General features: G+C 73.3%; 13 protein-coding genes. 1 reads left to right on the top strand and 12 read right to left on the bottom strand.

Features of this window, described 5'->3' with window-relative positions:
• Positions 1–59: 59 nt before the first annotated feature.
• A complete protein-coding gene (locus ABT345_RS31795) occupies positions 60–1283 on the top strand; it encodes a DUF418 domain-containing protein (RefSeq protein WP_345092550.1) in 1224 nt (407 codons plus the stop codon).
• A 181-nt stretch (positions 1284–1464) separates the two neighbouring features.
• Here ABT345_RS31795 and ABT345_RS31790 read toward each other — a convergent pair whose 3' ends face one another.
• The 12 genes from ABT345_RS31790 to ABT345_RS31735 form a co-directional block, all read right to left on the bottom strand.
• Positions 1465–2853 (bottom strand): aminopeptidase P family protein, encoded by a 1389-nt coding sequence (locus tag ABT345_RS31790; RefSeq protein ID WP_345092547.1) that lies wholly within the window; start codon positions 2851–2853, stop codon positions 1465–1467.
• Between the two features lie 100 nt (positions 2854–2953).
• Positions 2954–4189, bottom strand: coding sequence for a 4-hydroxybenzoate 3-monooxygenase (locus tag ABT345_RS31785; protein ID WP_345092544.1), 1236 nt, complete (start codon positions 4187–4189; stop codon positions 2954–2956).
• A gap of 4 nt (positions 4190–4193) precedes the next feature.
• Positions 4194–5345, bottom strand: a complete 1152-nt coding sequence (gene pcaDC / locus ABT345_RS31780) for a bifunctional 3-oxoadipate enol-lactonase/4-carboxymuconolactone decarboxylase PcaDC (protein ID WP_345092542.1) — start codon at positions 5343–5345, stop codon at positions 4194–4196.
• Positions 5342–6730, bottom strand: coding sequence for a 3-carboxy-cis,cis-muconate cycloisomerase (gene pcaB, locus ABT345_RS31775; RefSeq protein ID WP_345092539.1), 1389 nt, complete (start codon positions 6728–6730; stop codon positions 5342–5344). The genes pcaDC and pcaB overlap by 4 nt, the downstream gene beginning before the upstream one ends.
• A complete protein-coding gene (gene pcaG / locus ABT345_RS31770) occupies positions 6717–7304 on the bottom strand; it encodes a protocatechuate 3,4-dioxygenase subunit alpha (RefSeq protein ID WP_345092535.1) in 588 nt (195 codons plus the stop codon). Before pcaG ends, pcaB begins: the two co-directional genes overlap by 14 nt.
• The gene (pcaH, locus tag ABT345_RS31765) at positions 7304–8080 is read right to left on the bottom strand and encodes a protocatechuate 3,4-dioxygenase subunit beta (protein WP_386458681.1); all 777 of its coding nucleotides are present in this window, start codon (positions 8078–8080) and stop codon (positions 7304–7306) included. Before pcaH ends, pcaG begins: the two co-directional genes overlap by 1 nt.
• A 4-nt stretch (positions 8081–8084) precedes the next feature.
• Positions 8085–8234, bottom strand: coding sequence for a hypothetical protein (locus ABT345_RS31760; RefSeq protein ID WP_345092532.1), 150 nt, complete (start codon positions 8232–8234; stop codon positions 8085–8087).
• A gap of 2 nt (positions 8235–8236) precedes the next feature.
• Complete coding sequence (locus tag ABT345_RS31755; RefSeq protein ID WP_345092529.1) at positions 8237–8881, bottom strand: 3-oxoacid CoA-transferase subunit B; 645 nt, start codon at positions 8879–8881, stop codon at positions 8237–8239.
• The gene (locus ABT345_RS31750; RefSeq protein ID WP_345092526.1) at positions 8881–9645 is read right to left on the bottom strand and encodes a CoA transferase subunit A; all 765 of its coding nucleotides are present in this window, start codon (positions 9643–9645) and stop codon (positions 8881–8883) included. Before ABT345_RS31750 ends, ABT345_RS31755 begins: the two co-directional genes overlap by 1 nt.
• A gap of 74 nt (positions 9646–9719) precedes the next feature.
• A complete protein-coding gene (locus ABT345_RS31745; protein WP_345092523.1) occupies positions 9720–10178 on the bottom strand; it encodes a MaoC family dehydratase in 459 nt (152 codons plus the stop codon).
• Positions 10179–10217: 39 nt separating this feature from the next.
• The gene (locus ABT345_RS31740; RefSeq protein WP_345092520.1) at positions 10218–11756 is read right to left on the bottom strand and encodes an acyl-CoA synthetase; all 1539 of its coding nucleotides are present in this window, start codon (positions 11754–11756) and stop codon (positions 10218–10220) included.
• Positions 11757–11766: 10 nt separating this feature from the next.
• Positions 11767–12639, bottom strand: a complete 873-nt coding sequence (locus ABT345_RS31735; protein WP_345092674.1) for an amidohydrolase family protein — start codon at positions 12637–12639, stop codon at positions 11767–11769.
• Position 12640: the final 1 nt, after the last annotated feature.

Here is a 12640-nt window from a genome sequence, read left to right as displayed (position 1 = left end):
GTGCGCACCGGACATCCGCCGGGTGTCCGAGGGGCTGCGTGCTTCCCGAACCTGGAAGCATGCATCAGACCTCACTTTCCGCAGCGGCTCCCGCACCGCAGCCGGCCGGTCACCCGGCCGGGGCGGCGACGGCTGCGGCCCCCGCCCGCGGCACGGGCCGGCTGGTCGGGGTGGACCTCGCCCGGGGCCTGGCGGTCTTCGGGATGTTCGCGGCGCATGTGGGCACCGACCCCTCCGAGGGCGGAACCACAGGCTTCCTGATGGAGCTCTCCCACGGACGGGCCTCGGCGCTCTTCGCCCTGCTGGCCGGCTTCTCGGTCGTCCTGATGACCGGCCGCCGCGCTCCCAAGACCGGGCGCGAGGGCCGTCAGGCCGTCGTCAAGGTCCTCATCCGGGCCGCGATCCTGCTGGTGCTGGGCACGCTGCTGACCATGACCGGCACTCCCGTCGAGGTGATCCTCGCCTACTACGGGTTGTATTTCGTGCTGGTGCTGCCGCTGTACCGGCTCGGCGCCGGGCCGCTCGCCGCCCTCGCCGTCGGCACGGCGCTCGTGCTCCCGCAGGTGCGGTTCGTGGTGGCGGGAGCGATCGAGAGCGGCGGTCCGGGAGCGGGCGGTCTCGGTGGCGGCCTGGTCGATCTGCTGGTCACCGGCAGTTATCCCGCGCTGAGCTGGCTGCCGTTCGTCATCGCCGGGATGGCCGTCGCCCGCCTCGACCTCGCCTCCACGGCGGTCCGCCGCCGCCTCGCGCTCACCGGCGCCGCCGCCGCCGTCCTCGGCTACGGCGGGTCCTGGCTCGCCCTGCACCTGGTGCCGGGCGCCGCGGGAGCCCTCGCCGGGGCATACGAGTCCGGTACCGGCACCGGAGCGGTGATGTCGGCGTGGTGGTCGGACATCGCGGGCGATCCGGTCCACGACACCCCGGCCTGGCTGCTGACCGCCGTACCGCACAGCGAGACCACGCTGTCCATCCTGGGCAACACGGGAGTCGCCGTGCTCGTGCTGGTCGCCTGCATCGCCGTCTGCGACCGTCCGGCTTCCTCCCGGCGCCTGGCCCAGCCGGTGATCGCGGTCGGCACCATGTCCCTGACCGCGTACGTTTTCCACATCGTCGCGATCAACCTGCTCGGTTTCGAGGAGCTGCCGGGCGAACCCCTGCCGGTCCTGATCGCATTCACCGTGGTGACCGCGCTGTTCGCCGTCTCCTGGTCACGGCATTTCCCGCGCGGACCGCTCGAATCCTGTCTCCACGGCGCCACCCGGATCGCGCGGCACATCAGGTGAACCGTGCGGCCGATGCGGCGGCACCGCTCCCCACCGGCGCCCCGGCAGCGAAGCGAGCCGGGGCGCCCAGGGTGGCGGGCGCGGCCACCGGGAGCGGGCGGGGCGGCCCGCCGGGGGCGCGTGGGCACACGGGTGACGCTCCGGCCGCCCAGGGCGCGTCACCCTTCGGTGCGCCGCCCTCTCAGCCCTCCAGGAGAGCGCCCATCCAGGCTTCGATCGCGTCCGGAGTCCTGGGCAGTGCCGAGGACATGAGCTGAGCCCCCTCGGCGGTGATGACCAGATCGTCCTCGATGCGCACGCCGATGCCGCGCAGTTCGGGCGGCAGCGTCTCATCGTCCGGCTGGAAGTACAGCCCGGGCTCCACGGTCAGGACGTTGCCCTGCGCCAGAACGCCGTCCAGGTACGCCTCGGCGCGGGCCTGGGCGCAGTCGTGCACGTCCAGGCCCAGCATGTGGCCGCTGCTGCACAGCGTGTAGCGGCGATACCGGTCGCCCTCCGGAGACGTGAGGATTCCCCACTCGGCCAGCCCCTCGGCGATGACCCGCATCCCCGCACGATGGAAGTCGCGGAAGGTCGCCCCGGGGCGCAGAGCCGCCATGCCCGCTTCCTGTGCCGCGAGGACCAGTTCGTACACCTGGCGCTGGACGGGGGAGAAGCGGCCGGACAGGGGCAGAGTGCGGGTGATGTCGGCGGTGTAGAGGCTGTCGGTTTCGACCCCGGCGTCGAGCAGGAGGAGCTGGGCCGGGTCGAGCGGGCCGTCGTTGCGGATCCAGTGCAGGACGCATGCGTGGGCACCGGAGGCCGCGATGGTGTCGTACCCGGTGCCGTTGCCCTCCGCGCGGGCCCGCAGGTGGAACACGCCTTCGATCCAGCGCTCGCCGCGCGGGTGGGCGAGGGCCCTGGGCAGTGCCCGCACCACGTCGCCGAAGCCGGCGGTGGTGTACTCCACGGCGAGCCGTAGCTGCGAGACCTCCCACGCGTCCTTGACCAGCCGCACCTCGCTGAGCGCTGCGCGCAGCTCGGGATCGGTGGCGGCATGGCGGCCGGGCGGCAGCTTCCCGGAGCCGTCGAGGGGGGTGCAGCGGATGCCGGTCAGGCGCTCGGTCTCGTCGAGGTCGGGCCGGCGCCCCACCCAGAATTCGCCGTGGCGGCGGTCACGGTAGAACTCGTCGCTGCCGACGCGGCGGGGGGAGCGGGGCCGGATGTGCAGAACCGCCTCGTGTCCCGAAGGCCCGCTCGGCTCCAGGACGAGGACGTGACCCACCTGATCCTCGCCGGTCAGGCCCGTGAGATGGGCGTACGCGCTGTGCGGACGGAACCGGTGGTCGCAGTCGTTGGAGCGGACGCTGAGCTCACCGGCGGGGACGATGAGCCGTTCACCGGGGAAGCGCGCGGACAGGCGCGCCCGCCGTTCGGCCGTCAAGTCCGTGACGGGGAGCGGGGTTTCACCGATGGACGGGCTCCCGGCCCAGTCGGCCGCCATGAACGCGGCCAGTTCCGGGGACACGGGGAGGTCGTGGCTCGTGGTGTTGAGGCGCCCGGAGGCGGGTCGTGCGGGCAAGCCGGCCATGGGGTCTCCAGGGGGCGGGTGCCGCACCGGCTGAGGTGGCGGCAGCGGGTCCGTGAACGCTCTCCGGACCTCGGGCGGCTCCGGAGGCATCAGTGCAATGTCACATTGCCAGATCCCTCGGCGCGGCGGTACCACGCCTTTCGGAAATCCGGGGGAGAGCGGTCCCGGTGTAGTTCGCCGCGAGTTCCGCCGCCGCGTGCGGTGAGGAGGCGAGGCGGTCCAACTGGGCCTGCTGGAGGCGGGCATCGAAGGAGGACTGGTCCGGCGCGGTGTGGAGCGCCGTCGTCAGGACGTACGAGAAGTGCTCGGCCCGCCATATGCGCCGCAGACAGATGTCGGAGTAGGCGTCGAGCAGTTCCGTGGAACCCGAGTCGTACAGCTCGGCGAAGGCGGCGGCGAGGACCGTGACGTCGGAGGCGGCGAGGTTGAGACCCTTGGCCCCGGTCGGCGGGACGGTGTGGGCGGCGTCGCCGGCCAGCAGGATCCGGCCGTACCGCATCGGTTCGGTGACCCGACTGCGCATCGGCAGAACCGACTTGGCGGTGAGGGGGCCGCGGTGGAGCCGCCAGGAGGTGTCGGCGCCGAGCCGCAGGTCGAGTTCGTCCCAGATCCGGTTGCCGCTCCAGGCGTCGGGGTCCTCGCCGTTGGGGACCTGGAGGTAGAGGCGGCTCACCGACGGGGAGCGCATGCTCGCGAGGGCGAAGCCGCGAGCGGAGTGGGCATAGATCAGCTCGTCGTAGGCGGGTGGGGCGTCGGCGAGGACGCCGAGCCAGGAGTAGGGGTACGTGCGCTCGTGCACCCGGGTGGCTCCTGCGGGGACGGCGCCGCTGACCACGCCGTGGAAGCCGTCGCACCCGATGACGTAGTCACAGGTGAGGGTGCGAGGCTGTCCCTCGTGGGTGTAGTGGACGACGCAGCTGTCCGAGTCCGCTCCCTCCACCGCGTGGACCGGCGCGTCGAAGTACAACGGCGCACCGTCCCTGAGCTGAAGGGCGATGAGGTCCTTCACGACCTCGGTCTGGGCGTACACCCACACGCGGCTGCCGTCCGTCAGGGACGGGAAGTCGATCCGGTGGCGGACCCCGCCGAAGCGCAGCTCGATGCCGTCGTGGGGCATGCCCTCCCGTTCGAGCCGGGCGGCCGCGCCCGCACGGCGGAGCGTGTCGACCGTGCCCTGTTCAAGGATTCCGGCGCGCTGGCGCTGTTCGACGTAGCCGCGGTCACGGCTCTCCAGGACCACGCAGTCGATGCCGCTCCGGTGGAGCAGACGGGCGAGCAGCAGTCCGGCGGGGCCGGCTCCGACGACGGCGACGCGGGCACGGACGGGACGGTTCACGGGGTCACTCCTCGGAGAACGCGGTGTCGAGGACGCGTTGGGCGACGGTGAAGGCGGCGTTGGCGGCGGGGACGCCGCAGTAGACGGCGGACTGGAGCAGCACCTCGCCGATCTCGTCCGGTGTGAGGCCGTTGGTGAGGGCCGCGCGTACGTGCAGGGCGAGCTCGTCGTGATGACCGCCCGCGGTCAAGGCGGTGAGGGTGAGGCAACTGCGGGTCCGGCGGTCGAGGCCGGGGCGGGTCCAGATCTCGCCCCAGGCATACCGGGTGAGGAAGTCCTGGAAGGCGGCGGTGAAGGGGGTGGTACGGGCGGTGGCCCGGTCGACGTGCGTGTCGCCGAGGACGGCACGCCGGACGGCCGTTCCCGCCCGGTGGCTGCCGGACGCGCCGAGGTGGTCCAGGAGGGCCGCTGCCACGGCGTCGGGGCGTTCGGCGCCGGCCAGATGCGCGGCGCCGGCGATCTCGGTGAGAGAGGAGCCGTCGATGCCGTCGACGAGTTCCCGGGCCTGGGAGGGCGGGGTGACCGCGTCCCGGCGGCCCGCGATCACGAGAGCCGGGGCGGTGATCAGACCGAGCTGGTCCCGCAGGTCGTAGGCGGCCAGCGCGTCGCAGCAGGCGGCGTAGGCATCGGGGGCGGTGGCGGCGAGGTCGGCCAGCAGCGCCTTGCCGAGGGGCGTGCCGGCGGTCGACCGGTCGGCGAACCAGCGCCGCGGCGTGTCGGGCAGCAGCGGTCCGGTGCCGTGCGAACGGACCTGCCCGGCACGCTCGCGCCAGCCGGCCGGGGGCCCGAAGCGGGCGGAGGCGCAGACGAGGGCGAGGGAGGTGAGGCGTTCGGGGTGATGGACGGCGAGGTGGGCGCCGATCGCGCCGCCGAGGGAGATGCCCGCGTAGTGGAAGCTGTCCCAGCCGTGGTGGTCGGCGACGTCGAGGACGAGCGAGGCGAGGCGGCCGACGGTCGTTCCGTGCGCGGCGGGCGCGTGCAGGACGGCTGCGGGGGAGGCGCCGTGCCCGGGAAGGTCGTAGCGCAGGACCCGGTGCCCGCGGGTGAGGGCGGCGAGTTGCGGCTCCCACACGCGCAGGGACGTGCCGAGCGACGGCCCCAGGATCAGCCGGGCCCCGTGGAGCGGACCGTCGATACGGTGGTGAAGGACTGTCACATGATCTCCTCGGTGGTGCCATATGCGGCAGGCCGCTCCGCGAGGGCGCGGTCGACCAGGAGGGGGCCGCAGCCGAGATAGCGGTCCGGAGCCGCGAGGTCGTACCAGACGGCGTCGGGGACACCCGCGAACGGCGGTGAGGCACGCAGGACGTCGGCGAGCGGGAGGCGTTCCGCCCTCGCGCGCGACGCGGCGTCGGCGAGCAGGGCGCGCAGCGGGACGTCCCCGGCGTAGGGGGCGAGCGCGACGGCGAAGCGCTCCGACACGATCGCGCCGCCGGTGACGTCCAGGTTGGCGCGCATCCGGGCGGGATCCGGACGCAGCTCCGCGGAGAGTTCGGCGGCGCACCGGGCCGCGCCCCCGGTGAGCCGGAGGGCCTCCCGCAGGGTGTGCCACTCGGCGTGCCAGGCACCCGCGGGGCGTTCGTCCTCCGCGACAAGGGCCCCCTGGAGCACCGCCGCGAGCCCGGGGACCTGACGGGCGGCAGCGGCGATCAGGGTCGCGGCGACGGGGTTGGACTTGTGCGGCATGGCGGACGAGGCACCGCCCGCGCCCACGCTCAACTCCGCGATCTCACTCCGTGACAGCACCAGGACGTCGGCCGCGAACTTGCCGAGGGCGCCGGTGGCGAAGGCCAGGACTCCGCCGAGGTCGGCGACGGGCGCGCGCAGCGCGTGCCAGGGCAACGCCGGCTCCGCCAGCCCCGTCTCCTGGGCGTAGACGGTGACCAGACGCAGGGCGGCCTCCGGGGTGGCGGACTCCGCGAAGGCCGCCAAGGTGCCGGCCGCGCCGCCGAGTTGCGCGGGCAGCGAGTCGCGTACGGCGGCCACCCGCCGCCGGGCGTCCCGCAGCAGCGAGCACCAGCCCGCCGCCTTGAGCCCGAAGGTCGTCGGAACGGCGTGCTGGGTGAGCGTGCGTCCGGGCATCGGGGTGTCACGGTGCCGCGCGGCCAGTGCGGCCGCCTGTCCGATGGCGCGGTCCAGATCGGTCAGCACCAGGGCGCAGGTCCGGCGGGCGACCAGCATGGCCGCGGTGTCCAGCACGTCCTGGCTGGTGGCGCCGCGGTGCACCTGGCCGGCCACGGCGGGGCCCACGGCGGTCCGCAGCGCGGCCACCAGCGGGAGCACCGGGTTCCCGGTGGCTTCGGCCTGCCGGGCGAGGTCCGCCGGGTCGAAGGCGTCGGCACGGGCGGCGGCCGTGACCGCCGACGCGGCGGACGCGGGCGCGAGGCCGAGGCGGGCCTGCGCACGGGTCAAGGCGGCCTCGGCGTCCAGCATGGCCTGGAGGAACGCGCGGTCACCGGTGGCCGCCTCGGCGGCGGACCCCGCCCGTACGGGAGAGAGCAACCCGACATCGGCGCCGTCGCGGGCGTCAGCGGAAGTCAAGGAACACCGTCTCCCGGTCGCCCTGCAGGTGGACGTCGAACCGGTACCTGCGGTCGCGTTCGGGCACGGCGAGCAGAGTGCCCCGGCGATCCTCCGGCAGGGCGCCGAGCACCGGATCGTCCGCCAGGGCGTCGGCGTGCTCCGGCAGATGGATCCGGGTGTGGAGGTGGTGCAGCAGACCGCGGGCGAAGACGGCCACGGCCACATACGGGACGGCGCCTTCCGGGTGCGCGCCCGGTGCGAGGGTGCACACCGCCCAGTGCCCGTCCCCGTCCGTGGGCACGCGGGCGAACCCGGTGAAGCGGACGCCGTCACGGCCGACGGCCCGTCCGGTCACGGGGTCCCGGCGCAGCGTTCCGGGGGCGCCCGCCGTGGATCCGGAGGGGTCGGCCTGCCAGAACTCCAGGAGCGCATCCGGCACCGGTGCGCCCGCGCCGTCGTACACATGGCCGTGGACGGTGACGGCGCCGGGCTCCCCGGCAGGGGCGAGGTCGCCGCCGCGCGCGAACGGCAACGCCAACCCGTGGAAGGGCCCCACGGTCTGCGACGGGGTGGGCGGCAGGAGGGGGGCCATCAGTCGCGTCCTTCCTCGAACCAGGTGGCGGCCGGGCCGTCGAGGACGATGTCCCAGCGGTAGCCGAGGGCGTGGCCGGGCGTGGAGAGGTCGTGGTCGTAGGCGGCGATGAGCCGGTCCCGGGCGGCCGGGTCCGTGACGGACTGCAGGATCGGGTCGTACGGGAGCAGCGGATCGCCGGGGAAGTAGAGCTGGCTGACGAGGCGCTGGGTGAACGCCTCGCCGAACAGCGAGAAGTGGACGTGGGCGGGCCGCCAGGCGTTCGCGTGATTGCGCCACGGGTAGGCGCCGGGCTTGATCGTGGTGAAGGAGTAGCGGCCCTCGCCGTCGGTCAGGCAACGGCCGAAACCGGTGAAGTGGGGGTCGAGGGGCGCCGGATGCCGGTCCGCCAGATGGGCATAGCGCCCGGCGGCGTTGGCCTGCCAGATCTCCACGAGCTGGCCACGCAGGGGGCGGCCCCGGCGGTCCAGGACGCGGCCGGTCAGCGTGATCCGTTCGCCCAGGGGCTCACCGGTGTGCTGCCGGGTCAGGTCCCGGTCGGGGGCGGCCACGTCGGTGGTGCCGAACACGGGGCCGGTCAGCTCGACGGCTTCGGGATCGCGTGGGTGCACCGGCGCCTGCTTCGGGTGGCGCAGCGCGCTGCTCCGGTAGGGCGGGAAGTCGCGCGGCGGGTGGCCCTGCCAGGCGCCGTCCGAGGCGGCGCGGGCCTGGGCGCGACAGATCTGGACGTCCATGTCCCGCTGGGAGGGGAGCGGGGGAGACGGAGGTGTCGTCATGGTGTCAGCGGCTTTCGTATTGCGTCGTGGACTGCTCGGCGTTCGAGTCCCGCGGGGTGTGGGTGGCGAGGCCGTCCGGACGGGCGGCGGCGAGGGCGTCCGCGGAGCGGCCGAAGGGGGCGCGGACGGGCGCGACGACGTGGACCGCAGGCACGGTTATCGCAGCTCCTCGGGGATGCGGAGCTCGGCGGCGGTGGCCGCGAGAAGGTCATCGGCGCCCACCTCCGGGGCGCGTTCGACGAGGACGAGGCCGTCGGCGGTGACGTCGAGGACGCCCAGGTCGGTGATGATCCGCTGGACACAGGCCCGTCCCGTGAGCGGCAGGTCGCAGGTGGTCACGACCTTGGGGCGGCCGTCCTTGGTGGTGTGCGTCATGAGCACGATGACGCGCCGTGCACCGTGCACGAGGTCCATGGCGCCGCCGATTCCGGTGACCGTCTTGCCGGGGACGGCCCAGTTGGCGAGGTCGCCGCCGGCGGACACCTGCATGGCGCCGAGCACGGCGGTGTCGATATGACCGCCGCGGATCATCCCGAAGGACAGGGCGGAGTCGAAGTACGACGCGCCCGGCAGGACGGTGACCGTTTCCTTCCCCGCGTTGATCAGGTCCGGGTCGATGTCCTCCTCGGCGGGGTACGGACCGGTCCCCATGATCCCGTTCTCCGAGTGCAGCACCACGCGCACCCCGTCGGGCAGCTGCTCGGGGATGAGCGTCGGCAGGCCGATACCGAGGTTGACGTATGTGCCGTCGCGCAGTTCACGAGCGGCGCGTGCGGCCATCTCCGTTCTGGTCCACGCCATCAGTTCGGCTCCTTCTTGACCGTGCGCTTCTCGACGGCCTTGGCCGCTGCCTGTTCCGGGGTGAGCCGCACCACGCGCTGGACGAAGACGCCGGGCAGATGAACGGCGTCGGGGTCGAGTGCGCCCGGTTCGACGAGCCGCTCGACCTCCGCGACGGTGACCCGCCCCGCCATCGCCGCGAGCGGGTTGAAGTTGCGGGCGGACTTGGTGAAGACGAGGTTGCCCTCGGGGTCGCCGACGGCCGCTCGCACGAGCGCGAAGTCGGTACGGATGGCGTGCTCCAGGATGTGTGTGACGCCGTCGAAGACGCGTCCCTCTTTCCTGGGGGACGCGACGGCCGTGCCGCCGTCCTTGTCGTAGCGCCAGGGCAGACCGCCGTCGGCCACGAGGGTGCCCACCCCCGCCGGGGTGTAGAACGCGGGGATGCCGGCGCCGCCGGCCCGCAGCCGTTCCGCGAGCGTGCCCTGGGGAATCAGCTCCAACTCCAGCTCACCGGCGAGGTATTGGCGGGCGAACTCCTTGTTCCCGCCGACGTAGGAGGCGGTGACGCGGTCGATGCGGCGGGCCGAGAGCAGGACGGCCAGCCCCTCGTCCAGGGCTCCGCAGTTGTTGGACACGACGTGGAGCCCGGTGGACCCCCGGTCGTGGAGCGCGTCGATGAGTGTCTTCGGTACGCCGCTGAGGCCGAAGCCGCCGACGGCGAGTGAGGCGCCGTCCGCGATGTCCGCCACCGCCTCGGCGGCCGTGGCCACCACTTTGTCCATGGCCTGTCGGTTTTCCTTCCGGGAGTGCCGGCCGGCCGCGCGGCCATGGGCCGCGGTCCGTCGCCGGGCGCGGGTCAGGCGTAGTGGCGGTGGACGGCCCGTGCCACGCACACGGGCTTGTCGCTGCCCTCGGCCTCGACGGTGAAGGTCATCTGCATCTGGACGCCGTTGCCCTTGACCTTCTCCACGGCGTCGACCGCGCCGTGCAGGCGGATCCTCGCGCCGACCGGCACGGGATGGGGGAACCGGACCTTCTCCAGGCCGTAGTTGACGCTCAGGGAGGTACCCGTGATCTCCAGCAGCTCTCCGAACAAGGGGATGATCAGGGAGAGCGTGAGGTAGCCGTGGGCGATGGGTCCGCCGAAAGGGCCTGCCGCGGCCCGCTCGGGGTCGGTGTGGATCCACTGGTGGTCATCGGTGGCGTCGGCGAAGGTGTTCACCCTCTCCTGGGTGATCTCCAGCCAGTTGGTGCGGCCGAGGTCGCTTCCGGAGAGGGACATGAGCTCTTCGAGGCCGTTGACGTGGGTGGGCATGGTGTCCTGTTCTCTCGGGGGTGCCCGGACGGTGCCGGGTTACGGGTGGGAGGGGTTCGCGGGGGGCGTGGTGCGGGCCGCGGGCAGGGCGGACTTGACGACCTTTCCCGTGGCCGTGCGGGGCAGGCTGTCGGCGAAGGCGACGGTCCGCGGGATCTTGTACTTGGCGAGCCGGCCCCGCAGATGTTCCAGGATCGCCCGATCGTCGAGGTGCGCGCCGGTCTCCAGGACGACGACCGCGTGCCCGACCTCGCCCCAGATCTCGTGGGGCACGCCGATGACGGCGCACTCACGGACGGCGGGGTGGGTCAGGACCGCCTCTTCGACCTCGGCCGGGGAGACGTTCTCGCCGCCCGAGACGAACATGTCCTTGATCCGGCCGACGACGTACGCGTAGCCGTCCTCGTCGGTGTGTGCGAGGTCGCCGGTGCGCAGCCGGCCGTCAGGGGTGAAGGCGGCCGTGGTGTCCTCGGTACGTCCCCAGTAGCCGGTCATGACGGTGGGCCCGCTGACGAGGATCTCCCCGCGCTGCCCGGGCGCGGCGGCGCGGCCGTCCGGCAGCACCACGCGGGCGTCGGTGAAGAAGTGCGGCACTCCCGCCGAGCCGGCCTTGGCCGAGGCCTGTTCCCGGTCGAGGAAGAGGACGCCGGGGGACGCCTCGGTCATGCCGTAGCCCTGGCTGAAGGCCAGGCCGCGGGCGAGGTAGGTGGCGATGGTACGCGCCGGCACCGGCGCGCCCCCGCAGATGAGGGTCCGCAGGCCGGACAGGTCCGCCGTCGCCCACCGGGGCCGGGCGGCGAGGGCGTCGTACATCGTGGGGACGCCGAACATGCAGGTCACACGCTGCCGTTCGATGACGTCCAGGACCTGCTCGGCGTCGAAGGCGCCGAGCAGCACCACCCGGCCGCCCTTGAGGAGGGTGGGCAGGCACGTCATGTTGAGCCCGGCGGTGTGGAACAGCGGGGCGGCGACGAGGGTTACCTCGTCGCCGGCGAGGTCGGTGTCGACGAGGACGTTGACGCTGTTCCAGATGATGTTGGCGTGGGAGAGGACGGCGCCCTTGGGGCGTCCCGTGGTCCCGGAGGTGTACATGATCATGCAGGGGGCGTCGGGGGTGACGGTTTCGTCCAGCGGTGCCGTCCCCGCGCCCGCGAGCAGCTCCTCGTAGCCGACGGCATCCCCCGCGGCCAGGCCGATGCGGTGCCGGATCCCCGCCTCCCGCGCGGCGCTCGCGGCGGCGCCGGCCTGCTCGGGGCCGTGCACGAGGACGGTGGCCCCCGAGTCGGCGAGGCAGTACGCCAGTTCCGGGGCGGCGAGCCGGGTGTTGAGCGGGACGAAGACGGCACCGAGCACGCCGGCCGCGAACAGGGTCTCCAGGAAGGCCGGATGGTTGGGGCCCAGGTAGGCGACGCGGTCGCCGCGGACGGTTCCGAGGGCGCGCAGCGCGTGGGCCAGGCGCAGCACCCGTCGGTGCAGTTCCCGGTAGGTGAGCGCCTCGTCCCGGTGGACGACCGCGATCCGGTCCGGTGTCCTGCGGGCCCGGCGCGCGGGCCAGGAACCGATGCCCTGGTTCAGCACGACGTCTCCCTCAGTCCTTGGCCAGGCCGAGCAGGCGGGCGGCGTTGTCCTTGAGGATCTTGGGGCGGACCTCGGGCCTGATGTCGAGCTTCGCGAAGTCGGCGAGCCACCGGTCGGGGGTGATGACCGGGTAGTCGGAGCCGAAGAGCACCTTGTTCTTGAGCAGCGTGTTGGCGTACCGCACCAACTGCGGCGGGAAGTACTTCGGCGACCAGCCCGACAGGTCGATGTGCACATGCGGCTTGTGCGTGGCCACGGCCAGCGCCTCGTCCTGCCAGGGGAACGACGGGTGGGCCAGGATGATCCTCAGTTCCGGGAAGTCCACGGCGACGTCGTCGATCAGCAGGGGGTTGCTGTACCCGAGCCTGATGCCGCCGCCCCCGGGGACGCCGGCGCCGATACCGGTCTGCCCCGTGTGGAAGAGCGCGGGGACACCGAGCTCCTCGATGGCCTCGTAGAGCGGGTACGCCATCCGGTCGTTCGGGGCGAACCCCTGGAGGCCGGGGTGGAATTTGAAGCCGCGCACTCCGTGCTCCGCCACCAGGCGTCGGGCCTCCCGCACGCCCGCCCGGCCCTTGTGGGGGTCGACGCTCGCGAACGGGATGAGCACGTCGGCGTGGGCGGCGCAGCCCTCGGCGACCTCCTCGTTGGCGATGCGGGGGTGGCCCGTGGCGTGCTCGGCGTCGACGGTGAACACCACCGCGGCCATGCGGCGTTCGCGGTAGTGGGCGGCGATCTCGTCGATGGTCGGCTGCCGGTGGCCGTGTGCCTTGAAGTACTGCTCGGAGGCGCCGAGGAGTTCGGGACTCAGGGCACCGTGACCGGTCCGGGAGATCTCGGCGTGGGTGTGGACGTCGAGGGCGGTGAGCGCGTCGACGTCGATC

This window comes from Streptomyces sp. NPDC000404 (assembly GCF_040300365.1).
GTDB classification, from domain to species: Bacteria; Actinomycetota; Actinomycetes; order Streptomycetales; family Streptomycetaceae; genus Streptomyces; species Streptomyces ramulosus.
Note: the sequence above shows the minus strand (reverse complement) of the source record. Positions and strands in the feature narration are given on the sequence as shown.

Coding starts and splice junctions, on each gene's coding strand:
- ABT345_RS31755 (WP_345092529.1), bottom strand. CDS start 8,881: ATGGCGTGGACCAGAACGGAGATGGCCGCACGCGCCGCTCGTGAACTG.
- ABT345_RS31750 (WP_345092526.1), bottom strand. CDS start 9,645: ATGGACAAAGTGGTGGCCACGGCCGCCGAGGCGGTGGCGGACATCGCG.
- ABT345_RS31790 (WP_345092547.1), bottom strand. CDS start 2,853: ATGGCCGGCTTGCCCGCACGACCCGCCTCCGGGCGCCTCAACACCACG.
- pcaG (WP_345092535.1), bottom strand. CDS start 7,304: ATGGCCCCCCTCCTGCCGCCCACCCCGTCGCAGACCGTGGGGCCCTTC.
- ABT345_RS31795 (WP_345092550.1), top strand. CDS start 60: ATGCATCAGACCTCACTTTCCGCAGCGGCTCCCGCACCGCAGCCGGCC.
- pcaH (WP_386458681.1), bottom strand. CDS start 8,080: ATGACGACACCTCCGTCTCCCCCGCTCCCCTCCCAGCGGGACATGGAC.
- ABT345_RS31745 (WP_345092523.1), bottom strand. CDS start 10,178: ATGCCCACCCACGTCAACGGCCTCGAAGAGCTCATGTCCCTCTCCGGA.